Origin of the sequence: Serratia sp. NFX21, assembly GCF_048517035.1 — a bacterium.
GTDB classification, from domain to species: Bacteria; Pseudomonadota; Gammaproteobacteria; order Enterobacterales; family Enterobacteriaceae; genus Serratia; species Serratia quinivorans.
Genome location: NZ_CP183196.1, coordinates 2,983,660 through 3,005,369 on the forward strand (window position 1 = coordinate 2,983,660; position 21,710 = coordinate 3,005,369).

Sequence of the window (21,710 nt, forward strand, 5' to 3'; positions counted from 1 at the left end):
TGCCAAAGTGCTCGCCAGATGGGCGCCGGTGAACACTCCAGAATCGTTGCCATCAGATATCACTCATGCCTGGCATTACTGTAGCGATGACAGATGGCGCGAGTCTTGCGCCATCTGACTTCAGGCATTATCCACGCGCGGATTGGAATGCGTCGGCTGGCTCGGATATTCTACCTGGTGTTTGTGCAGATAGTCGCGTATCAGCTGGCGGATCACCTGGGAGGGGGTGACGTCCTGTTGCAAACACAGCTCTTCCAACGCTTTTTTCTTGTCAGGATCAATGAGTACGGTCAGGCGCGCCGTTTTCTTTTCCATGATGGTGACTCCAGAGAATAATAATCAAATGATAATAGTGAAATGACCATGCCGACTTAGCTAAAGTGCAAGCGTTCAATCTTGCGTGACAGGTAGCCGAGGTCACAGTTAAAACTCGGCCCGACTTCGGCACTAAGGCGACGCAGCAGATTTAGCGGCGTCTCGATTTCAGCTAATGCGGCATAGATAATCACGTTGCCGCTGGGGGCAACACAATACAACACGCTGTTAAACACCCGGTGCAAACTGTGGTACAGCAGTGAATCTTCATCGGGCACTTCATGGTAGTTCAGCACCAACCAACCTTGTGGTGAAAGCCGTCCGGCACACCGCTGAAGAAAGCTTTGCGTACCCTGTTGCGGATCCATGCTGAAGGCGCTGTAGAGATCGGAAAAAATCAGATCATACTGCCGGGTTATGGGGGCACGTAAAAAATCGCCCGCGTCAGCAACGCGCAAGATAACAGTGTCGTCGCTGGGTAAGGTGAAATAACTTTGCGCAACAGAGACCACCGCTTCGCGCAGTTCCACCACTTCCAGCAGCATATTGGGGTCATAGGCATGTAATGCCCGTACCAGGCCGCCGCCGCCCAATCCCAGGATCAGCACCGCCGAAGGCGGCTGCCAGGCCACGGCCATCAGCATGGTTTTGATGTAGTTGTGAACCGGAACCTGTGGCGCATCGATGCACATTTTGCTTTGTTCGCAAATACCGTCAAAACGCAGGGTTCGGTAGCCCTTGTGGTCAGAGACAATAATTTCACCGCAGTGGTCTTGCTCGCGAGCAATCACCTGACCGCGAGGAGAAAAATCCAGGCTATTGAGCAATTTATCAACCATAGACATAGTTATTTCTTTAAGCCTCCATCAAAAACGGCGCTTCTACTTACGAGCGCACATAAACTCGGCGGTACAGATGCGGCGGCCATTTACCGTAGCACGACCGGTAAAGCGGGCAAGGCCGGAGCGCTGTCGGACAAAGGCGACATCCATGCGAAGCTGATCGCCAGGCCGGGCCGAGCGATAGAAGCGAGCGTGATGAATGGCGGCAAAATAGTAATGTTCGCCGGGTAATAGCGGGCTGAGAAAGTAATGCGCCAACAAGCCGGTGGTTTGTGCCAGTGCCTCCACCATTAATATGCCGGGAAACACCGTGGTCTGGTGGTGGCCAGTCCAGAAGGTCGGTTCATTGGCAGTGATATTTTTGATGGCACTTAAGCGGCCTTCGGCAACGGAGGTGCCATCAGGCAGAATACGGTCAACCAGCAGACAGGGGAAGCGGTGCGGCAGGATAGATTGAACATCCTGAAACTGTAGTGGTTTACCATTGAGCGGCATGATTGATTAGGGTCCTGTCAGCGGGACAAAGCTCAGCTTGTGCCGGCATCTGTGCCTGTCGAAGTGTAATAACATTATAATGTTATTATCATTGGATGCACCAAGTGAAATTGAGCAGATGAGCGGATAAAAATCAATTGGTGACAGTGTCACTAAATGAGGGGGTTTAAAATACGATTCAATTTATTGATTAATAATAGGATTAAGCGGAAGAGTGGTTAGCCGTCAGCAGAGGGTGACGGCTAACGGAGGATCATTTTTTATCGCGTGTCAGTTTATCGAGGTAGCCCATTACAAAGGCGGAAAGCACAAAGGTGAGGTGGATGATCACATACCACATCAGCTTATTGTCCGGCACGTTTTTGGCATCCATAAACACCCGCAGCAGATGGATGGAAGAGATGGCGACAATTGACGCGGCCACTTTGCTCTTCAACGAAGTGGAGTCCATTTTGCCCAACCAGCTCAACTTTTCTTTGTCGTCGCTGATATCCAGTTGCGAAACAAAGTTCTCGTAGCCAGAGAACATCACCATTACCAGAAGTCCGCCTACCAGCGCCATATCGATCAACGACAGCAGCGTCAGAACCAAATCCGCCTCGGCTATGGCGAAAATGTTCGGCAGAACATGGATGATCTCCTGGAAGAATTTTATCGACAGCGCCAGCAAGGCCAGCGACAGGCCGAAGTAAACCGGGGCAAGTAGCCAGCGAGAGGCGTACATGGCATTTTCTAGAAAGCGTTCCATAGTCAACTGAGTTCGTTACAAAAAGTGGGCCACAGTATAGCGCAACAGGCCCGGCAAATGGCAAGCGGACTTGGCTCGATTGAGGGGAGCAGCCCTGGATTATCACTGGTCGGTGTCATTGGGTTATTCACCCTGATAATTAGATATTTGAAAGATGATTACTCCGTCATAAATTATTTTATCAAAATATATTGAGGTATCTGAAAATCATACTAGCATTTAAATGCTGCGATATGATGTTGCGGTAATTCTATATATCGAAATTTTATTTCTATATAACGGAAATGAATTAACCTACTGGAGATGGATATGGACAATTCCCTAAATGGAAAGACCAGCGGTTGGGATGATGTTAATGATTTGCTGAATTATCATAATAGAGGAAATGGTTTAACCCTCAATAATAAGCCTTCTTTTGGTGTGGAAGAGGCTGGCAAGCAAATAGCGCGTAGTGAGCAGACCTGGAATGGCGTTCATGTCACCGGCAAAGGTGCCACCGTCACTTATTCGTTCCCTGACTGGGATTATAATCAGAGTAATTTAAACTTCCGATTTGGCTCCAATAATCAAGATACCGGCCTTAGCGCCTTTACCGCAGAGCAAAAGGCCCAGGCCAAGCTTTCGCTGCAATCCTGGGCTGATGTAGCTAACCTTACGTTTGTTGAAGTTGCCCCGGATCAAAAGTCCAATATTACCTTCGGAAATTATGAGGGTGCTGGCCAGGCCTATGCAATTAAGCCATTCAGCGGGGCGGGTAACGACTATCGAGGGCATAATACCGATGGTCAAAGCTGGTTCAACATCAATTACGATTACGCGGATCCCCGGGATGGGGTTTACGCCAATCTGCACCCGGAGTTGGGTAACTATGGCCGTTTGAGCATCACCCATGAACTGGGGCATACGTTGGGACTGGATCATCCAGGAAAATATAATGCTGATGCAAACAATCCACCCAACTACAGCATGGCGAATTACGCCGAGGATACGCGCCAATTCAGCGTAATGAGCTATTGGGATGAGTCCCTTACCGGTGGTGATAACGGCGGTCATTTTGCCGCCGCACCGCTGGTTGACGATATTGCCGCTATTCAATATCTCTATGGCGCCAATACCACTACGCGCACCGGGGATACGGTGTACGGGTTCAATTCTAATACCGGGCGGGATTTCTACACGCTGACGGACAGTAACCAGAAGCTGGTGTTCTCCGTCTGGGATGCCGGCGGCAATGATACGCTTGATTTCTCGGGCTATACGCAAAACCAACGCATCAATCTGACGGAAGGCTCTTTCTCTGACGTCGGCGGGTTGAAGGGCAACGTTTCCATCGCCGTTGGTGCTGTGATTGAAAATGCCATTGGTGGTTCAGGTAATGATGTGATTGTCGGCAATGATGTGGCCAATATTATCCATGGTGGTGCGGGTAATGACGTTATCTACGGTGGCGGTGGGCAGGATCAGTTATTCGGTGGCAGCGGCAAAGATATCTTTGTTTTCTCTGCGGTGAGTGATTCACCGTTAAAATCACCGGATAAAATCCTGGACTTTGAAACCGGCATCGACAAAATCGATCTGTCCTTCTTTAATCATGGCGACAATGGCGCAGGCTTTATTCATTTCGTCGACTCGTTTAGCGGGCAGGCGGGGGAGGCATTGCTAACCTATGACTCACAAAGTAATTTAAGTGAGTTGGCGCTAAATATAAATGGCCAGGCGGCTCCGGATTTCCTGGTTAATATTGTCGGGCAAGCAAATACGGCCACTGACTTTATTGTTTAAATCAGTCACGGTGGGTTATACCCACCGTTTTTAACGCTCTTTTATTATTCTGTACCACCTTGGTAAGTACAGAGATAAACAAAGTCACCGCCTGCTCCAGCATTAAGGTCACCGCTAATTTGTTTATATCCATATGGGGTTGGGACGTACTCATTTTTTCCATATACAGCGGTGATTTTATTAATTACATCGGACGACGTTGGTTCTCCCTTTTTGTATGAAAGGTAGACAAATTCCCCGCCAGCACCGCTATTCAAATCAACATCAATTTTTATATATCCAGGCGCTGGCATCTGGCTACCATAGAGCACTTGGATATCAACAATCGGCTGTTTGCCATTTACTGGCGTGAACTGCGCTTCATGATAGCAAAGATAGACATATTTACCCCCAGCATCAGAATTAAGATCAATCGGAACTTTAGTGTATCCGACTGGAGCTGGGATATCTGAGTTGTCACCCAGGACAAATGTCAGCTCGTCGATGTAGTTTGCTCTTAGACTGGCAACGGCCATCTGCGATTTTGACCATGTATTATCGTAATATTTTTTTAATGCATCGGCTTTTGTCTTGTCTTCACACAATAGCCATACAGGCATTAACGAGGTTTGGTCTATGAACTTGGTCAACACCGGCATACTGGAAATAGACTGTATCCAACTTTTTAAATTATCGTCACTACTACCCTGCGAGTTAGCTTTAAAAACTAGCGCCCCTAAAGAAGGGCTACCGCCTAGAATATCATATGTGTAACTACCGCTTTCGCTGAAACTATCGAAGGCTTCTGAATACTTAAGTTTGTCTTCGACGCTAAGTTGTGATGTTAGTTGTTCGTATTTAGCCTGAACAATCGTACTCATCTCAAATTTTTGGGTGAGTGTTAACTTGTTTGCTGAGGCGGATACGTGAGCTTTCCCGCCCATAACACCACTCATTAGAACATGGCTGCCATAAACGTTGAATACAGTGGCTAATGAATCTTTACTTTCTGGATTTATTGCATTAATCAGTTTTATAAAATCATCTGAAACATAGTTTTGCAACCTTGCAATATCGGCAGGGATACTAATTGACCACAAGTCAAATGACTGCTGACATCGACTAAACTCATTTTCTGACTTTCTCAATGAACTGTCGCTAAATTCATTTGTGGCTGAGGCACTAAAAAAGCCATAGTTACCACTTACTTTAATACTGTTAGCCAATTCAGTTAAATAGCTTTGGAGCGATTTCCCCGTTACCGATGCGTAAGACTGGTTGCTGAGCCATACCGCCTGAAGCACATCAGGTAATTGATATTGCTGGCCGTTCATAGTAATTTCGTGAAACTGAGATTTTGACCAGTCGAGAATAGGATGCAGGACAGCAGAAGCATCTGCATAGGCTAAAAATGGATTGTAGCCACAACCAATAATACCTACACCGGGTAAAGTATCGCTCGGGAGAGGGACAGCATTAACACGAGTAAAAGATGAGCTAAACAAACCTTCAACCTTGGATGATTCAATTTTCATTTTAAATCCTCTTAATGCTTGGTTAAACTCATGAAAAATATAATTTAAATTGTTTGCGTTGAAAAGTTAACGTTATATTTCACCTCCGGGTTTATTTGTAAAAATTAAAAATATATAGGATGGCAACTTCATCTCCCTTTGATTTTTAATTTATATGGTGGTGTGTTTAAGGTGGTAAATTCAAAGGCATGCCACACGTTTGGCACAACCAATAATTGGTTGCTTCAATTAATTAATCTATTTTCAACAAACGAAGGGATGATTTATTTTCGAATGTGTTTTGTGTGACATCTAATTAATAGCAAAGGCTAGGCTTTTCACAATATTATTTTAAGATCGTTAAGATCGAATTCCCTGATGATATATATATATGCGCGGATTATAACGAATTATGGCTGCTGAATAATATACCTTCTGATAGCGTCATAGCTCCCGCCGCAGGCGGTTATGCCTTAACTTTTAACCCCTTTATTATCCAGCGTGCCGTAAAACCCCGTCCTTTTGGGGGGCAGTTCATTTAGGACGGGGAGGATGTCAATCTGGCTTGATTCTATTGCCTGCCTGGTCGGTTACCTTTTCACCGTCTTCTTTGGTGAATGCGGTTTGTTGCGGATCTGGAAGGATCTCCAACACCACTTCGGAAGGGCGACACAATCGGGTTCCCATGGGGGTGACGACGATGGGGCGGTTGATCAGGATCGGATACTGAAGCATAAATTCAATCAGCTGCTCGTCAGTCAATACTCCATTATCCAGGCCAAGCTGCTCATAGGGTTCAACGTTTTTGCGCAGCAACGCACGGACGCTAATTCCCATATCCGCAATAAGGTGAACCAGTTCATCATGCGATGGTGGTGTGTCGAGATAATAAATAATCGTCGGTTCGTTACCGCTGTTGCGGATCATCTCCAGCGTGTTACGTGAGGTACCACAGGCCGGGTTGTGATAGATGACAATGTTGCTCATATCAGTATCTCATTAGAAAGTAACGGAGAGCCGCAACGCCAGCGCGGCCAGAGTGACAAACAGAACGGGCAGGGTCATGACGATGCCGGTACGGAAGTAATATCCCCAGGTGATCGTCATATTTTTTTGTGAAAGCACATGGAGCCACAGCAGTGTGGCGAGGCTGCCAATAGGCGTGATTTTTGGGCCTAAATCGCAGCCTATGATGTTGGCATAAACCATCGCCTCTTTGATGACACCGGAGGCCGTGCTGCCGTCAATCGACAATGCGCCAATCAGTACGGTAGGCATATTATTCATGACCGACGACAGCAATGCCGTCAGGAGGCCGGTGCCCAATGTTGCAGCCCATAGTCCTTTATCCGCCAGTATATTGAGAACACCGGAAAGGTAATCTGTCAGCCCAGCATTCCGCAGTCCGTAGACCACCAGGTACATCCCCAGCGAGAAGACAACGATCTGCCAGGGTGCCCCTCGCAACACTTTCCCGGTATTAATGGCATGACCTCTTTTCGCTACGGCAAACAGGACGACAGCGCCAGCTGCGGCAATGGCACTGACGGGGAGCCCTAACGGTTCAAGAACGAAAAAACCCACCAGCAGCAGCACAAGGACGATCCAGCCGGCTTTAAACGTTGCCGGATCTTTAATGGCGCTGGCAGGTGTTTTCAATAGCGCTACGTCGTAGGTCGCCGGGATATCCTTGCGGAAAAACAGGTGCAGCATGACCAGCGTAGCGGCAATAGCGGCAATATCCACCGGGATCATCACCGAAGCGTATTGTGTAAAACCGAGCTGGAAAAAGTCAGCAGAGACAATATTCACCAGGTTTGAAACGATAAGCGGCAAACTGGCCGTATCCGCGATAAATCCGGCTGCCATCACGAAGGCCAGCGTTGTTCCTTGGCTGAAACCCAGCGCGAGCAACATGGCAATGACGATTGGCGTCAGGATAAGCGCTGCACCATCGTTGGCGAACAAGGCGGCGACCGTCGCACCCAGCAATATAATCCAGGTGAAAAGCAAACGTCCTCGTCCCTTGCCCCAGCGGGAAACATGCAGTGCGGCCCATTCAAAGAAGCCCGACTCGTCGAGCAGCAGGCTGATGATGATCACCGCAATAAAGGTTGCCGTGGCATTCCAGACGATATTCCAGACAACAGGAATGTCATCAAGGTGGATAACACCACAGACCAATGCCAGCACGGCACCTAGACTCGCACTCCAGCCAATGCTGAGCCCTCTGGGTTGCCAGATGACCAGAATCAGCGTCAGTAAAAAGAGACTCCCTGCCAGTAACATATCAGACTCCGTTATATATGATTAAAGCAATGTGTTACCTATAGATTAACAGGAGGATGTCGCTGATTGTGCCAGCCATCCGCGAACATCTTCACGCAGGCACTGCCAGGATGCCGTGATGGTCTCTGCCGCCCAGGCAGGGATATGCGGCGAGAGTCGATAGTGGATCCATTTCCCCTCACGACGATCAATGACCAGCCCTGCATTGCGTAATATCGCCATGTGGCGGGATATTTTAGGCTGTGACTCCGAAGTGGCCCCGCAGATATCACAAACGCATAACTCTCCCGACTCTCTGAGAAGCATAATGATGGCCAGTCGAGTTTCATCCGACAAAATTTTGAAAAGCTGAACGGGTTGTAGCATTTTTAACCTCAGTGCGCTTAAATTTCACATATGTTAATTCATATGTGTTTGCATTTGAATCACCGGGTGCAAAATGAGGAAAAAAAGTGGAGAAATTTCCAGCCCTGAACGCTGAGTGCTTTGATAATAAAACGGCCTATCTCCAGAGCACTCAGGGGCGCAAAAGCGTCAAATCGATCTGCCACTTATTGATTTTGTTGTACAGCGTGGTGCGCGACAGCCCTAGCATCTGGGCGGCCTGCCTCAAATTGCCGCCGTTGGTTTCAATGACCTGAATGATATGTATGCGCTCATGGTCTTCCAGCCGGCTGGAGGGGAGCTGGGCCGGTTCAGGCGCAATGCGGCGGATATCCTCGGGCAGGTCGTCAACGTCGATCAGTAATCCTTCACACAGGTTTACCATCCGCTCCACCAGGTTTTCCAGTTCGCGCACGTTGCCCGGCCAATGCCAGGCGTTGAGGCAGGCCATCGCCGTTGGTGAAACCTGCGGTGGGACTTTTTTCATCCGCGCACTAAGCTTGTGAATAAAGCCGTTGACCAGACCGGCGATGTCGTCCCGACGTTCACGCAGCGGCGGAACCGGGATCGAGAGCACGTTCAAACGGTAATAGAGATCGCGGCGAAAGGCGCCTGTTTCCACTGCCTGCACCAGGTCGCAATGGGTGGCGGCAATGATGCGCACATTCACTTTTACCGGCTGCGCCGCACCAATGCGCAACACTTCGCTTTCCTGCAGCACGCGCAGCAGGCTGGTTTGTGCTTCCAGCGGCATTTCACCAATTTCATCCAGCAGCAGGGTGCCCCCGTCCGCCAGTTCGAACTTGCCGGCGGCTCCCCCTCGGCGCGAACCGGTAAAGGCACCGTCCACATAACCAAACAGCTCGCTCTGCACCAAATCGCGCGGTAAGGCACCGCAGTTGACGGCGACAAAGGGCTCGTTGCAACGTCCGCCAGCATTGTGGATTGCCTGGGCAAACAGCTCCTTGCCGGTGCCGCTTTCGCCGGTCAACAATACCGTGCTGTCACTGCGACTGCAGGTGCGCGCCTGCATGATCGCCTCGCGCATACGGCTGGAGTGGCCATATATCATCTCAAAGGTATAACTGGCGCTAACCCCCATGACGCGGCGAGTAATGGCACGGATACGCTGATTCTCACGTACTGAAAGCACCCGACCGTCATCCGGCGCAGGCATCAATGAAATGACGCAGGAGAGGGCCGGTTTACCGGCTGGCATAAATACCATTTCACGATCGTTACAAAATGGCATGGTCAGCAGCGAGCCGGACTGCGGGCGCAGCAGCTCATCGATTGATTTGTTGCCCGGCTCCAGACCGTCAAAAATCTGGCGCGCATAGCGATTAACGGTTTTCAGACGGCCCTGGCGATCGCAAACCATCACGCCTTCATTCAGGGTTTCCAGAATGGACTGCTGTTCTGCCAGGAGTTGCTGCAGCTTGAGCTGTTGACCGACGGCCTCCGCCGCTGCCTGCACGGTGCCCAGCGTGTGGGCATTGAAATTATCCGGCGTAGCGGTGAGGGTCAGCACGCCAATCATCACTCCCTCGGCGTTACGTACCGGTGCGGCGGCACACTGGCGATGACGCTGGCGCAGCCCCATCTTCCAGTTTTCGCCGCTTAACACATACACCAGTCGCTGTTCCAGCAGGCAGCGTGCGGTGCAATTGGTGCCCTGAACCTCTTCACGCAGAATACTGCCGACCGGCGTCATGTCCGCACCGCAGTAGTGAAGGGTAACGCCGTGGGCATCGGTCAGATTGATATGGCCGTCGGGATTATAGGCCAACAGATTTTCCATGATGCTGCGCGCCACGCTAATCAGCCCGGCGTTGTGCAACAGGATGGCCTGTAGTTGTTCTGCCGGCGGTGCGTGATAGACAAACTCATCAGGATCAATACCGTACTCACGCGAGCGCCGCCAGGATTGCAGGATTGACTTGCGTATCCAGCCCGGTTGACTCCCTTCGTTAAATGCCTGCCAGCCTTGCCAAAACAGGCTGTCCCATTCACCGGCCTCCGGCCCTTCCGGCAGGCTGAAAATCGGATCGCTCTCATCTTTGATTGGCAGCAGGTCTGCGGCGGTAGGCATCGGCAACTCCATTTTGGAATGTAATGTCCATTTTATTGACATGTGAAATTTACATGTCAACTTAGTTGTCACTTTGTTATGGCTATCTGTGCAACGCCTCACAAATTCCCCGCGTTTTAAGCTGGCATCCCCTTTGCAATACCCTCAGTGAACTTGTTGCCCGCAAGGGCGTTACCCACATGAGGAATCACGATGAGCCATTTACCCCAAACCCTGCGTGTTGGTCTGATTGGTGCCGGACGAATGGGCAGTTTCCATGCAGAGTCTCTGGCGCGGCGTGTGCCGGGCGCGGTACTGGCCGCAGTGGCCGATCCGTTACCAGGGGCCGCGCAGCGGCTGGCGGAACGTCTGGGCGTTAAGGCCCATAGCGATCTGCAGGCGATGCTGGATGACCCGGCCATTGATGCCGTAGTCATCGCTTCTCCGGCGCGCACCCATGCGCAGTGGGTGATAGCGGCAGCCAGGGCGGGTAAACACGTCTTCTGTGAAAAACCGATGGCCGTCACGCTGGAGGAGGCAGACTGCGCCATCGCCGCCGCCAATCAGGCGGGGGTGGTGCTACAGGTGGGGTTTAACCGCCGTTTTGTCAGCGGTTTCGCAGCGGCCATTGCCGCCGTCAAGTCGGGCGAAAATGGCACCACCCAGTTGTCCCGCTCGGTCACCCGCGACCCGCAGTTGCGCGATCCGGCGCCGATCCCGGCGTGGACCATCTTTCTGGAAACCCTGATCCATGATTTTGACACCTTGCTGCACTTCAACCCCGGAGCCAGGCCGGTAGAGATTTACGCCCTGGCGGATGCGCTGGTGCGTCCGGACTTCAAGGACAAGGGGTTGCTGGACACCGCAGTAGTCACTATTCGCTTTGATAACGGCGCTATCGCGACGGCCGAGGCTAATTTCCAGGCGGTCTACGGCTATGACGTACGCGGTGAAGTGTTTGGCAGTAAAGGCATGTTGCAGGCGGGCAATATCAATTTGAATAACTGCGTGCGTTATCACGCCGGGGGCATCGCCATCGAGACTTCGCGCCAGGATACCGATCTACTGCATGACGCCTATGTGGCGGAGCTGACCGAATTCGCCCAATGCATTCAGCAAGGACAAAAGCCTCGGGCGACGGGGCAGGATGCGCGCAATGCCCTGGAAATCGCACTGGCCTGTATTTCGTCGGTACAGCAGGGCAAACCGATCAGGTTGGGGGAACAATAATGGCGAGTTTTCAACTGTCCGTTTGCGCCGAAATGGTGTTTCTCGACCTGCCGTTTGCAGAACGTGTAGCGCGTATTGATGCGCTGGGTTTCGGCGTCGAAATCTGGAACTGGGCCAATAAAGACCTTGATGCTTTGGTGGTTACCGGAGCGCGCTTGACTTCGATGACCGGCTATCTCAGCGGCAACCTGACCGACGATGTGGAAATCGCTCAACTGTTGCAAAGCGCCGAACAGTCGCTGGCGGTGGCGCAACGCTTGAATTGCCCGTGCCTGAATCTGCACGGTACCGGCCTGGACTCGCAAGGGCTGCCGGTGAAACCGGTGGCGGTGGTGACGGGCGCAATGTGGCTGAAGGCGGCCAATACGCTGACCCGGCTGGCAGAAATGGCAGAGCGCGTGGGGAAGGTTTTCACGCTGGAAAACCTCAACCTGCCGCTGGATCACCCGGGTACGCCTTTTGCCAAAGCCGACGACACTTTGGCTTTGGTGGAGGCGGTTAATCGACCGGGGTTGAAGATGAATCTCGATCTTTACCATGCGCAAATTGGCGAGGGCAACCTGATTGAGCTGATGCGCCGCTGCGGCCCGGCAATCGGTGAAATTCAGGTGGCGGACGTGCCGGGGCGAAAACAACCCGGTACCGGCGAAATCAACTACCGCGCCATTGCCCGCGCGTTGGACGAAATGGGCTATCAGGGGGTGGTGGCGATGGAAGGCTGGGCATCCGGTGACAGCACCGAGGCGCTGCACCAGTTCCGCGACCATTTCACTCTATAAACCACAACAAACCGGGTATTGGCCTGTTGCCCGGAATAAGTAGTGATGCCTTGATTTTAATAATAAATAAACCTCAACCTACGGGATGTCATCATGAAAACCAAAACCTTGTTGTTGATACTGCTGAGCCTGGTCATGGCCTTCAGCGCCCAGGCGAAAACCTATAAGGTCGGCGTAGCGCTGGCCAATTTCGATCTTAACTTTGTCTCTATTTTGCGCTCGCAGATGGTCAGTGAGCTAAAGCTGTTGAATATGGACGGGCAGTTTGTTGATGCCAAAGGGGACGTAGCGCTGCAGGTGCAGCAGGTGGATGACTTTATCAACCTTGGGGTGGACGCGATTATCCTCAATCCGGTTGATACCCAGGGCGTGAAGCCGATGATGGATGCGGCCGAACGCGCCAACATTCCACTGATTTTCGTCAACCGCAAGCCAGAGGTGAAACTGGGCAAGGCGATGGCCTATGTTGGGTCCGACTCGGCGGCGGGCGGTGAAATGCAGATGGAAGCCCTGGCGAAACAGATGAACTATCGCGGCAACGTGGCGATCCTGATGGGAGCGCTGTCCAACGAAGAGGCTCGCGAACGCACGCGGGCGGTGGAAGCGGTGATCGCCAAGTATAAAGACATGAAGGTGCTGGAGAAACAGACTGCCAAATGGCAGCGCAATGAGGCGGTGGATGTGGTGTCCGGTTGGTTGTTGAACGGCCGCCCGATTGACGCCATCGCCGCCAACAATGACGAAATGGCGATTGGTGCCATCATGGCGTTGAACCAGGCCAAAAATAAAAACATTCTGGTGGCGGGTATTGACGGCACGCCGGACGGTCAGCAGTTTGTCAAAAATGGCGGCATGACCCTGACCATCTTCCAGGACGCCAAGGGGCAGGCCACCGGGGCGGTGCAGGTGACCAAAGCGCTGCTGGAAAAGCAAAAAACCGAGCCGTACAACTGGGTGCCTTATAAAGTTATCACCCGGGATAATCTGGCCGAGTTTATGGCGGCTAACTCGAAATAAGCGAAGAAATCCTGGCGGCCGGTAGAGTGAATAAGCGTTGCTTTCTCATTTATCGGCCGTTACGTCATTGTCAAAATAATGCCCCGTCATCTTTCCGCGTGAACTTGATTGATAATTATTTTCTTTTGCATCTTATCAATGACCTAAACGACTGCTTTAATAATGGACTGAATTCAGGTTCGTGGTTGACGGAGTAACACGATGTTCTCACGCTTTTCAACGTTAAGCCGCATCCCCAAGGGGGTTTGGGTACTGGGTGGCGTCAGTTTGTTAATGGATGTCTCTTCGGAAATGATCCACAGTTTGCTGCCTTTGTTTATGGTGACCACCCTGGGGGTCAGTGTGGTGGTGATTGGCTTGATTGAAGGGTTGGCCGAAGCCACCGCGCTAATCATCAAGGTATTTTCTGGCGTACTCAGTGACTATCTCGGCAAGCGGAAAGGGCTGGCGCTGTTAGGGTATGGGTTGGGTGCCGTCAGCAAGCCTTTATTTGCTGTTGCCGGTTCATCCGGCGTCATTCTTGGTGCCCGTCTGTTAGACCGGGTGGGCAAGGGGATCCGTGGTGCGCCCCGCGATGCTCTGGTGGCTGATGTTACCCCTGCGGAGATCCGCGGTGCCGCTTTTGGGTTACGGCAATCGCTGGATACCATAGGGGCTTTCTTGGGGCCGCTATTGGCCGTCGGGTTAATGTTGCTGTGGCACGATGACTTCAGGGCCATTTTTTGGATAGCGGTGATCCCGGGAGTCTTAGCCATCGCGCTGTTGTTTTTTGGCCTTCAGGAGCCTAAATCACCGATTGAACATAAACGCACCAATCCTATTAAGCGTGAAAACCTGCGGCGGCTGGGGCAAGCCTATTGGTGGGTGGTCGGTCTGGGGGCGGTATTTACGCTGGCCCGATTCAGTGAGGCATTTCTGGTATTGCGTGCGCAGCAAATGGATATTCCACTGGCCTTAATCCCTCTGGTGATGGTGGCGATGAATGTACTCTATGCGTTATCCGCCTATCCCTTTGGCAAACTTTCTGATCGTATGAGCCACAGCAACATGCTGCAAGCCGGTTTAGTGGTGTTGATTGTGGCGGATATCGTATTGGCCGTCAGCCACCATTGGATAGGTCTCCTGATCGGTGTGGCGTTGTGGGGTGTGCATATGGGGATGACCCAGGGCCTGCTGGCCGCCATGATCGCTAATACTGCCCCAGCCGACCTGCGCGGAACAGCTTACGGGATGTTCAACCTGATGAGTGGAGTGGCGCTGCTGTTGGCGAGTCTGGGGGCTGGTGTACTGTGGCAAACCTGGGGCGCAGCCTCGACCTTTTACTTCGGTGCCGCCATCTGTGTGATCACCCTGGTGGGCATGCGTCTGGCTCCTGTGGTGTACAAGAGCGCCTGACAGCAGAATAGGTCGTCGCTGAGATAATAAACAGCGCAAATGTAGAGTGCCGGTGAGTGGATTCAGCCTGATTGGTACGGGTATCTGTTTGATAATCGAAGCAACAGTGACCGTCCTTTTCAACCGAGAGAATCGCCCATGCACTTTACTCAAGCCATTGCCAGACTCCCTGCCGATAGCTGCGCCAGCGGCCAGACCACCGCCCAATTGGGGGCGCCGGATATTGCCGTCACCGGCCACCAGTTTTTGGCCTATGTGGACACCTTGCTCCGCCTGGGGCTAAAAGTGACAGTGTTACCGGCTGCCCCGGCATTTCCTGACGCCCACTTTGTTGAAGACACCGCGGTGGTGATGCCGGAGCTGGCGGTGATCACCCATCCGGGCGCGCCAAGCCGCCAGGGCGAAGTGGCCACCATTGCACCGCTGTTCGAAGGAGAACGCCCGGTAGTGCGCATGAGCCAACGCGGCCATCTTGATGGTGGGGATGTGCTGCTGGTCGATCGCCAGTTTTTTGTCGGCCTGACGTCTCGCACCGATGAGGCCGGTATCGGCGAATTTGCCGCGGCGGTAGAACCCTACGGCTACCGGGTCACGGCCATTGAAGTGAGCGCCGGGCTGCACCTGAAATCAATCGTCAATTACGTGGGTCGCAATACCCTGTTGTTGACGGAAGACTACCAGCACCATGCTGCCTTTAGCGGTTTTAACAGCATCGTCATTCCGGAAGCGGAGTCCTACGCCGGTAATACGCTGTGGATCAACGATACGCTGATCACCCCACAGGGTTACCCGCAAACGCTGGCGCAAATCGAAAAATTAGGCATGCCGATCGTTCAGCTCGACACCAGCGAATTTAAAAAAATGGACGGCGGCCTGACCTGCCTGTCACTGCGTTTCTGACACTTTCTTTTACCGGGGATCTCAGCCATGAAAAAAACATTAGCGGTTTTACTGACCAGTCTGGCATTAAGCGGCCCTGCGGCGGCTCAGACCTTCGACACCATCAGTTTTGGCGTGGACGGCGGTTATCCACCGTTTGACGTGCTGGCACCCAGCGGTGAGATCACCGGTTTTGATATCGATATCGCCAACGCGCTGTGCACCCAGCTGCATGCCAAATGCGTGTTCGTCAAACAACCTTTCGAGAGCATGATCGCCGCGCTTAACGCTCATAAGTTCGATGCCATTATCGCGTCATTGACCATTACCGACGAGCGCAAAAAGGAAGTGGATTTCACCGACCGCTATTACCGCAGTTCTGCCCAGTTGGTGGCACGTAAGGGCAGCGCGCTGCTGCCGGACGTCGCCAGCCTGAAAGGCAAAACCGTTGGCGTGCAGACCGGCTCGATCCATGAGGCCTATGCCAAACAGCACTGGGGCGGGAAAGGGGTGAAAATTGTCTCTTACGCCAACCAGGATAACGTCTATCTGGATCTGATGTCCGGGCGCATTAACGCGTCACTGCAGGACAACACTCAGGCCGCCAGCAGCTTTATCGATACCCCACGCGGCCAGAAGTTTGCCTTCGCCGGACCGGTGATTGAAGACAGCAGTATCTCCTCTGACGTTGGCATTGCGGTGGGTAAAGACAATCCGGCGCTGCGCGATGCGCTAAACGGGGCCATCAAGGCGATCCGTGCCGACGGGACTTATGAAGCCATCCAGAAAAAATATTTTAGCTTCGACATATATGGCAACTAAACCGGCTCGGATCCAGTCATCCAGGGGAGGCCGGGAATGGTCATAGAGTATTTGCCGTTGCTGGCTCATGGCGCGTTGCTGTCACTGTGCGTGATGCTGGTTTCACTGGCGGTGGCGTTGACGCTCGGCATGATCAATGCGCTGATCAAACTCTTTGGTCCGCGCTGGTTGCGCTGGGTATCGACGGGTTACACCACGCTGGTGCGCGGCATTCCCGAGTTGGTGATCATGCTGTTGCTGTTCTTTGGCGGCGAAATGCTGGTCAACGGCTTGCTTGGCCTGGTGGGATTGGGGCCGCTGCGCTTCAACACCTTCATCTCCGGGGTGCTGGCGATTGGTTTTGTGTTTGGTGCTTACTACACCGAAACCTTTCGCGGGGCGTTTCTCACCGTGGAGCGCGGTCAGCTCGAGGCGGCAATGGCCTACGGCATGCGGCCGGGCCAGGTGTTTCGCCGGGTGCTGCTGCCGCAGATGCTGAGTTTTGCCATTCCCGGCATCAACAACAACTGGCTGGGGCTGATGAAAGCCTCGGCGCTGGTGTCGATCCTCGGTCTGGAGGATATGGTTTGGCTGGCAGAGCAGGCCGGGCGAGCCACGCAAAAACCTTTCCTGTTTTATTTTCTGGTGGCGCTGATTTATATGGCGATTACCGCCGTCTCCAGTTGGGGCTTTAGCCGGTTGGCGCGGCGTTACGCGTTGGCTTCCTCACATTCGGCAGGAGCACGCTGATGAATCTGCAAAATATGCTGGATGCGGCACCGAGCTTTCTGTGGAGCGACGGTTCCGACGTCACCGGGCTGGCGATGACCGCCAAACTGTTCTTGTTATCGGTGGTGCCAGGGTTACTGCTGGCAGCGCTGATGGCGATCGGCCAGGTATACGGCCCGCGACCGCTGTCGTGGCTGATCCGCAGCGTGACTTACTTTTTCCGCAGTACGCCGCTCTACCTGCAATTAATGCTGATTTACTACGGCCTGTCACAGTTTGACGTGGTGCAATTGGGCTGGCAGAACGACCAGCCTTTCTGGCTGCTGTTTCGCGACGCCACTTTCTGCGCCACGCTGGCGTTGGTACTCAATACCAGCGCTTACGTTGCCCAACTGTTGGCAGGCATGATGGAAACCTTCCCGCGTCAGGAGTGGATTGCCGGCGAGGCCTATGGCATGAGCCAGTGGCAGATTATCCGCCGCCTGGTGCTGCCGGCAACGCTGCGGCGTGGCATTCCGGCGCTGAATAACGAGATGGTCTTCCTGCTGCATGCCACCTCGCTGGCCAGTACCGTCACGCTGCTGGATATTACCGGCGTGGCACGCGCATTTTATGCCGCCACCTATTCACCCTTTATTCCGTTCCTGATGGCGGCGGCACTGTATTTGCTGTGCACTTTCCTGCTGATCTTCATGTTTTCACGGGCAGAGCGTCGCTGGCTGGCGTTTATCCGCCGCGACTGATGCAGTTCAGGAGCGTTTGATCGACTGCAGCTCGGTCAGGGTGACGATTTTATCCACCCGAAATTTCTTGCTGGTCAGCCAGGTATCGGCCAGCAGCCGGTAGTTTTCCATGCTGCGGCAGCCGATGCGCACCAGAAAATCGAAGTTGCCGCTGACCAGCCAGCAGTCCAATACCTCGGGGGTATTACGCATTTCCTGCTCAAAGGCCGGTTGGGAGTGGCCGTGATCGGCCAATGCGATCTGCGCCTGGATCACAAACGCATGTTCCGGCTCCGGCAGTTCGATAATGGCGCTGTAGCCACGAATAATTCCGTCGCGCTCCAGCCCACGAACCCGCTCCAGGCAAGGGCGGGCAGTCAGATTGACCTGTTCGGACAGTTTCTGAAACGAAATGCGGCCATCCCGGCACAGTATTTCAAGGATTTTTTTGTCGATGCGATCAAGCCGGGCTTTCTTTTCCACAGATAGGGCGTCCAATGAAAACTAATCATCATAAGTTACCTGAACATGCTCTGGGTGGGCAGCGCCAATTCACCAGTTTTCATTTCGGCCAGCCGGGTAAAGGCGAAAAAATTTACCTGCAGGCCGGTCTGCATGCCGATGAACTGCCCGGCATGCTGGTGCTGCACTATCTTAAAAGATTGCTCAGCCAGGCGGAACGGCGGGGTGAACTGCAAAGTGAAATAATTCTTGTCCCGGTAGCCAACCCGCCGGGGCTGGCGCAGGTGCTGCTCAATGCGGGTGTAGGGCGCTTTGATCTGGTCAGTGGCCGCAATTTTAACCGTGATTTCCCTGATTTAGCCCGTTTGTTACGGCAGCAGGATTTCAGTACCACAGAACCCCTGCATCAGCAGGTGCGCATCGCAATGCGCAATGTTTTACAGGCGGCGCCAGACACCAGCGAAGTCACGGCGCTGCGCAGGCAGCTGTTGCTGTTGGCCTGTGATGCGGATGTGGTGCTGGATCTGCACTGCGACGACCGGGCGATCCTGCACATGTACGCCGACCCGGCCTGGGGCGAACAGGCAGAAACATTGGCTCGTTTTATGGGCATGGGGGCGGTGCTGCTTTCGCAAGACAGCGGCGGCGGTTCCTTTGATGAAGCCTGCGGCCTGCCTTGGCACCGGCTGGCAGCAGAGCATCCCGCCCTTGATGGGATGCAACCGGGTTGCATGGCGGTTACGCTGGAGTTACGCGGTCAGCGGGATATTAGCCACGAGCTGGCCAGCGGCGATGCCGAGCGCCTCTATCGATACTTGCAACACCGCGGTGCCGTTGCCGGTGCTTCCCCGGTGATACCGCAGTTTGAGGTCGCCATGTTGCCATTTACTGCCGGGGAGATTGTTACCGCGCCCGCCAGCGGCATCCTGTTGTTACTCCGCCAGCCGGGGGTGTGGGTAGAAGCGGATGAGGCGGTAGCTGAAATTATCGACCCGATCACCGATACGATAACAGCAGTGCGCGCTAAAGCGGGTGGGCTGATTTATGCCAGCCGCCAGACGCCTTTTGTCACGCTGGGGGCCGAAGTGATGAAGATTGCCGGTAAGACCCCCTACGCAGGCGGCGGCGGGCTGGCGTCTTGATGTGGGTTTTCTTTGTCGCAACCGTAGTGGTCAGGACAAAATACGAAATTATTGTTAAAAATAATTAATGTATATGAAACTTTAGTGTCATGTGAATAGATTAAAAAAGTTAAACAGATATGGAGTGCGACGCTAAGGGCAGACATTTATGGAAAACTATTTATTACAAGGGAATGTGGTCAAACTAATGCCATTGGAATTTCCCAAGCATGAAGAAATATGACGGGAATGGTCGTGTAGCTAGAGTGTTATTTAACCTGATTTTAATGACGGGGGTCCAGTTATGTTTTCATAATAAGTGACATAAGGAACTTGGATGAGCAATTTTTGGTTTATACTAAGGTACTTTAAAAATACTTCAGGCTCGTCAGCTAAGGCCAAGTTCTTTGTCATTATTACCATTTCGTTTTTATCTACCGTTTTGATTTCTCTGCAGCCGGTTATCATGGCGCGAATGATTGGCGTAATTGAAGCTAAACTTACTGACTTTCAGGCAGTTGTTTACCTGCTTGCAGTTAGTTATATTGTTATAATGAGTCTCAGAAAACTATCTTCGGCGTTGAATTTCATATTGGTCACCTCTTTGAGAAACAACCTTGTCATCAGTATGACCAATCATTATTTCAAAAGTCTTTTCTATAGTGAAGAAGCCATAAAAAACAATGAGAATACTGGTGATATCACTCAACGACTGAATCAGGCCATCGATGAACTCACCATTTTATTAAGAAACGTATCGCATAATTTTATTCCACCATTATTACAGTTGATTTTTAGCGTCACCTTCATAGTTCTATCTGGTGATTATATTGTCGCTGTGTTTTTTACCCTATATTTCATCTTGTATTTTTTTATTAAAAGTATATTTAACCCTGGGATAGTTGGTTTATATAATGACTTTTACAACACGTCGGTAAAAAAATACAGTTTAATCACAGATAGCGTTAAGAATATGAGGGCCGCAAAGGTATGTAATTCCTATGACTATCTGTTTGCCCGATATGAGAATCTCCTTAATAAGATTGAACGAAAACATGAGAGTTTACTAAAGGCCGACATGCGGTTTCTAATGGTTGAATCAGTGTGCAATATTATATTCTTTGGTGTGTCATTTCTCTATTCATTGTATCAGGTTAGCCGTGGAGATATAAGTATTGGACACTTTGTGATGATTTCTTCTTATATACTAATGCTATCATCCCCTCTGGAAAGTATTGGCTCAATGTATACGGCATTACAAAAGTCCACGGCATCACTCTATATATTCATTGACAACTTGTCTGACATGACCGCAGTACAGGAGAGTGATTCCGACCTGATTACTCCGGTTGAGTTCGTAAAAATTAGAGGTCTGCATTTTTCTTATGAAAAAACAGCTATCCCCGTGATTAATGACTTTAACCTTAAAATCCCCAAAGGGCATTTCATCACATTGACAGGCAGCAGCGGTTCAGGAAAGAGTACGCTGGCTAAACTATTGGCTGGTGAGCTAAAACCCGAAAGCGGTGACATTCTATTAAACGAAAAAAACATTAGCGAATTGTCATCCAGTCAGCGGGCTGACGCAATTTTTCACCTGTCGCAGAACGATTATGTTTTTATGGATACGCTAAGGTTTAACTTGAAAATTGCCTGCCCGCAAGCTACGGATGAGCAATTGGTCATGGCTATTAAATTAGCCAGGCTTGATGATCTGGCCGTCGACAATACTCAAGATTTACTGGATATGAAAATCGGAGATAATGGTATGACGCTTTCTGGCGGCCAGCGTCAACGGTTGTCTCTGGCGCGCTTATTTCTTCGCAACCCCTGCGTCATTATTCTTGATGAAGTGACATCAGCTCTTGATGTCATCAATGAGAGGGGGGTGATAAAAAACATTAGGTTGCATTATCCAGATGCAGTGGTACTTAACATAAGTCATCGAAGCTCCACCTTTAACTTCTCGGATGAAATCATCGTCATGGACAACGGCCGTATCATTGACCGAGGTGACTTTACCTCGTTAAAAAATAGAAATGCTTATATACAATCGATCCTGCGGCAGGAGGCGTTAAGGGAAGCGGGGTGATAAACGAAGGATCGCGATACCCCAGCGGTCTGAATTACCCCATAGCAGCACTATAAAATCACCT

At 51.6% G+C, this 21,710-nt stretch carries 21 protein-coding genes; 11 read left to right on the top strand and 10 right to left on the bottom strand.

From position 1 onward, the window contains the following. Positions 1-120: 120 nt before the first annotated feature. From ACNT1W_RS14160 to ACNT1W_RS14175, 4 genes are all read right to left on the bottom strand, one after another. On the bottom strand, positions 121-315 hold the full coding sequence (locus ACNT1W_RS14160) for a ribbon-helix-helix protein, CopG family (protein ID WP_012145111.1): 195 nt from the start codon (positions 313-315) through the stop codon (positions 121-123). A 56-nt stretch (positions 316-371) separates the two neighbouring features. Next, entirely contained in the window at positions 372-1,160 is a 789-nt protein-coding gene (locus tag ACNT1W_RS14165; RefSeq protein WP_012145112.1) for a spermidine synthase, read from the bottom strand. A 36-nt stretch (positions 1,161-1,196) separates the two neighbouring features. After that, positions 1,197-1,652, bottom strand: a complete 456-nt coding sequence (gene fabZ / locus ACNT1W_RS14170; protein ID WP_012145113.1) for a 3-hydroxyacyl-ACP dehydratase FabZ — start codon at positions 1,650-1,652, stop codon at positions 1,197-1,199. Between the two features lie 253 nt (positions 1,653-1,905). Further along, the gene (locus ACNT1W_RS14175) at positions 1,906-2,400 is read right to left on the bottom strand and encodes a TIGR00645 family protein (protein ID WP_012145114.1); all 495 of its coding nucleotides are present in this window, start codon (positions 2,398-2,400) and stop codon (positions 1,906-1,908) included. 309 nt (positions 2,401-2,709) lie between these two features. On the opposite strand from ACNT1W_RS14175, the gene ACNT1W_RS14180 reads away from it, so the two are divergent. Next, positions 2,710-4,182: a serralysin family metalloprotease gene (locus ACNT1W_RS14180; RefSeq protein ID WP_419245735.1), complete on the top strand. Its 1,473-nt coding sequence runs from the start codon at positions 2,710-2,712 to the stop codon at positions 4,180-4,182. A 44-nt stretch (positions 4,183-4,226) separates the two neighbouring features. Here ACNT1W_RS14180 and ACNT1W_RS14185 read toward each other — a convergent pair whose 3' ends face one another. The 5 genes from ACNT1W_RS14185 to ACNT1W_RS14205 form a co-directional block, all read right to left on the bottom strand. Beyond that, the gene (locus ACNT1W_RS14185; RefSeq protein WP_115184688.1) at positions 4,227-5,696 is read right to left on the bottom strand and encodes an MAC/perforin domain-containing protein; all 1,470 of its coding nucleotides are present in this window, start codon (positions 5,694-5,696) and stop codon (positions 4,227-4,229) included. A gap of 534 nt (positions 5,697-6,230) precedes the next feature. Next, complete coding sequence (gene arsC / locus ACNT1W_RS14190; protein WP_115184687.1) at positions 6,231-6,662, bottom strand: glutaredoxin-dependent arsenate reductase; 432 nt, start codon at positions 6,660-6,662, stop codon at positions 6,231-6,233. A gap of 12 nt (positions 6,663-6,674) precedes the next feature. Continuing rightward, positions 6,675-7,964, bottom strand: coding sequence for an arsenic transporter (locus ACNT1W_RS14195; RefSeq protein ID WP_419245736.1), 1,290 nt, complete (start codon positions 7,962-7,964; stop codon positions 6,675-6,677). A 45-nt stretch (positions 7,965-8,009) separates the two neighbouring features. Continuing rightward, a complete protein-coding gene (locus ACNT1W_RS14200) occupies positions 8,010-8,330 on the bottom strand; it encodes a transcriptional regulator (protein ID WP_012145119.1) in 321 nt (106 codons plus the stop codon). Between the two features lie 151 nt (positions 8,331-8,481). Beyond that, positions 8,482-10,440: a sigma-54-dependent Fis family transcriptional regulator gene (locus tag ACNT1W_RS14205; RefSeq protein ID WP_419245737.1), complete on the bottom strand. Its 1,959-nt coding sequence runs from the start codon at positions 10,438-10,440 to the stop codon at positions 8,482-8,484. Positions 10,441-10,632: 192 nt separating this feature from the next. On the opposite strand from ACNT1W_RS14205, the gene ACNT1W_RS14210 reads away from it, so the two are divergent. The 8 genes from ACNT1W_RS14210 to ACNT1W_RS14245 all read left to right on the top strand — a co-directional run bounded on the left by ACNT1W_RS14210 (position 10,633) and on the right by ACNT1W_RS14245 (position 17,992). After that, on the top strand, positions 10,633-11,649 hold the full coding sequence (locus tag ACNT1W_RS14210) for a Gfo/Idh/MocA family oxidoreductase (protein WP_012145121.1): 1,017 nt from the start codon (positions 10,633-10,635) through the stop codon (positions 11,647-11,649). Beyond that, a complete protein-coding gene (locus ACNT1W_RS14215) occupies positions 11,649-12,428 on the top strand; it encodes a TIM barrel protein (RefSeq protein WP_419245738.1) in 780 nt (259 codons plus the stop codon). Before ACNT1W_RS14210 ends, ACNT1W_RS14215 begins: the two co-directional genes overlap by 1 nt. Before the next feature lie 93 nt (positions 12,429-12,521). After that, positions 12,522-13,445 (top strand): substrate-binding domain-containing protein, encoded by a 924-nt coding sequence (locus ACNT1W_RS14220; RefSeq protein ID WP_017892818.1) that lies wholly within the window; start codon positions 12,522-12,524, stop codon positions 13,443-13,445. Between the two features lie 201 nt (positions 13,446-13,646). Continuing rightward, positions 13,647-14,840: an MFS transporter gene (locus tag ACNT1W_RS14225; RefSeq protein WP_017892819.1), complete on the top strand. Its 1,194-nt coding sequence runs from the start codon at positions 13,647-13,649 to the stop codon at positions 14,838-14,840. A gap of 138 nt (positions 14,841-14,978) precedes the next feature. Further along, complete coding sequence (locus ACNT1W_RS14230) at positions 14,979-15,740, top strand: dimethylarginine dimethylaminohydrolase family protein (protein ID WP_115184682.1); 762 nt, start codon at positions 14,979-14,981, stop codon at positions 15,738-15,740. A gap of 27 nt (positions 15,741-15,767) precedes the next feature. After that, the gene (locus tag ACNT1W_RS14235; RefSeq protein WP_012145125.1) at positions 15,768-16,541 is read left to right on the top strand and encodes an ABC transporter substrate-binding protein; all 774 of its coding nucleotides are present in this window, start codon (positions 15,768-15,770) and stop codon (positions 16,539-16,541) included. Positions 16,542-16,577: 36 nt separating this feature from the next. Continuing rightward, positions 16,578-17,270, top strand: a complete 693-nt coding sequence (locus ACNT1W_RS14240) for an ABC transporter permease (protein ID WP_012145126.1) — start codon at positions 16,578-16,580, stop codon at positions 17,268-17,270. Further along, positions 17,270-17,992 (top strand): ABC transporter permease, encoded by a 723-nt coding sequence (locus ACNT1W_RS14245; protein ID WP_012145127.1) that lies wholly within the window; start codon positions 17,270-17,272, stop codon positions 17,990-17,992. The genes ACNT1W_RS14240 and ACNT1W_RS14245 overlap by 1 nt, the downstream gene beginning before the upstream one ends. A gap of 6 nt (positions 17,993-17,998) precedes the next feature. Here ACNT1W_RS14245 and ACNT1W_RS14250 read toward each other — a convergent pair whose 3' ends face one another. Further along, entirely contained in the window at positions 17,999-18,454 is a 456-nt protein-coding gene (locus ACNT1W_RS14250; protein WP_012145128.1) for an Lrp/AsnC family transcriptional regulator, read from the bottom strand. Positions 18,455-18,468: 14 nt separating this feature from the next. On the opposite strand from ACNT1W_RS14250, the gene ACNT1W_RS14255 reads away from it, so the two are divergent. Together ACNT1W_RS14255 and ACNT1W_RS14260 are read left to right on the top strand one after the other, a co-directional pair. After that, positions 18,469-19,575 (top strand): succinylglutamate desuccinylase/aspartoacylase family protein, encoded by a 1,107-nt coding sequence (locus tag ACNT1W_RS14255; protein WP_419245739.1) that lies wholly within the window; start codon positions 18,469-18,471, stop codon positions 19,573-19,575. Positions 19,576-19,891: 316 nt separating this feature from the next. Further along, positions 19,892-21,646, top strand: a complete 1,755-nt coding sequence (locus ACNT1W_RS14260; RefSeq protein WP_419245740.1) for an ATP-binding cassette domain-containing protein — start codon at positions 19,892-19,894, stop codon at positions 21,644-21,646. The last annotated feature ends 64 nt before the right edge of the window (positions 21,647-21,710 follow it).

Excerpts from the sequence above, each read along its gene's own strand:
- arsC (WP_115184687.1), bottom strand. The coding sequence starts at position 6,662 with ATGAGCAACATTGTCATCTATCACAACCCGGCCTGTGGTACCTCACGT.
- ACNT1W_RS14210 (WP_012145121.1), top strand. The coding sequence starts at position 10,633 with ATGAGCCATTTACCCCAAACCCTGCGTGTTGGTCTGATTGGTGCCGGA.
- ACNT1W_RS14180 (WP_419245735.1), top strand. The coding sequence starts at position 2,710 with ATGGACAATTCCCTAAATGGAAAGACCAGCGGTTGGGATGATGTTAAT.
- ACNT1W_RS14245 (WP_012145127.1), top strand. The coding sequence starts at position 17,270 with ATGAATCTGCAAAATATGCTGGATGCGGCACCGAGCTTTCTGTGGAGC.
- ACNT1W_RS14215 (WP_419245738.1), top strand. The coding sequence starts at position 11,649 with ATGGCGAGTTTTCAACTGTCCGTTTGCGCCGAAATGGTGTTTCTCGAC.
- fabZ (WP_012145113.1), bottom strand. The coding sequence starts at position 1,652 with ATGCCGCTCAATGGTAAACCACTACAGTTTCAGGATGTTCAATCTATC.
- ACNT1W_RS14160 (WP_012145111.1), bottom strand. The coding sequence starts at position 315 with ATGGAAAAGAAAACGGCGCGCCTGACCGTACTCATTGATCCTGACAAG.
- ACNT1W_RS14200 (WP_012145119.1), bottom strand. The coding sequence starts at position 8,330 with ATGCTACAACCCGTTCAGCTTTTCAAAATTTTGTCGGATGAAACTCGA.
- ACNT1W_RS14255 (WP_419245739.1), top strand. The coding sequence starts at position 18,469 with ATGAAAACTAATCATCATAAGTTACCTGAACATGCTCTGGGTGGGCAG.
- ACNT1W_RS14230 (WP_115184682.1), top strand. The coding sequence starts at position 14,979 with ATGCACTTTACTCAAGCCATTGCCAGACTCCCTGCCGATAGCTGCGCC.
- ACNT1W_RS14220 (WP_017892818.1), top strand. The coding sequence starts at position 12,522 with ATGAAAACCAAAACCTTGTTGTTGATACTGCTGAGCCTGGTCATGGCC.
- ACNT1W_RS14240 (WP_012145126.1), top strand. The coding sequence starts at position 16,578 with ATGGTCATAGAGTATTTGCCGTTGCTGGCTCATGGCGCGTTGCTGTCA.
- ACNT1W_RS14165 (WP_012145112.1), bottom strand. The coding sequence starts at position 1,160 with ATGTCTATGGTTGATAAATTGCTCAATAGCCTGGATTTTTCTCCTCGC.
- ACNT1W_RS14205 (WP_419245737.1), bottom strand. The coding sequence starts at position 10,440 with ATGCCTACCGCCGCAGACCTGCTGCCAATCAAAGATGAGAGCGATCCG.
- ACNT1W_RS14235 (WP_012145125.1), top strand. The coding sequence starts at position 15,768 with ATGAAAAAAACATTAGCGGTTTTACTGACCAGTCTGGCATTAAGCGGC.
- ACNT1W_RS14175 (WP_012145114.1), bottom strand. The coding sequence starts at position 2,400 with ATGGAACGCTTTCTAGAAAATGCCATGTACGCCTCTCGCTGGCTACTT.
- ACNT1W_RS14225 (WP_017892819.1), top strand. The coding sequence starts at position 13,647 with ATGTTCTCACGCTTTTCAACGTTAAGCCGCATCCCCAAGGGGGTTTGG.
- ACNT1W_RS14185 (WP_115184688.1), bottom strand. The coding sequence starts at position 5,696 with ATGAAAATTGAATCATCCAAGGTTGAAGGTTTGTTTAGCTCATCTTTT.
- ACNT1W_RS14195 (WP_419245736.1), bottom strand. The coding sequence starts at position 7,964 with ATGTTACTGGCAGGGAGTCTCTTTTTACTGACGCTGATTCTGGTCATC.
- ACNT1W_RS14260 (WP_419245740.1), top strand. The coding sequence starts at position 19,892 with ATGAGCAATTTTTGGTTTATACTAAGGTACTTTAAAAATACTTCAGGC.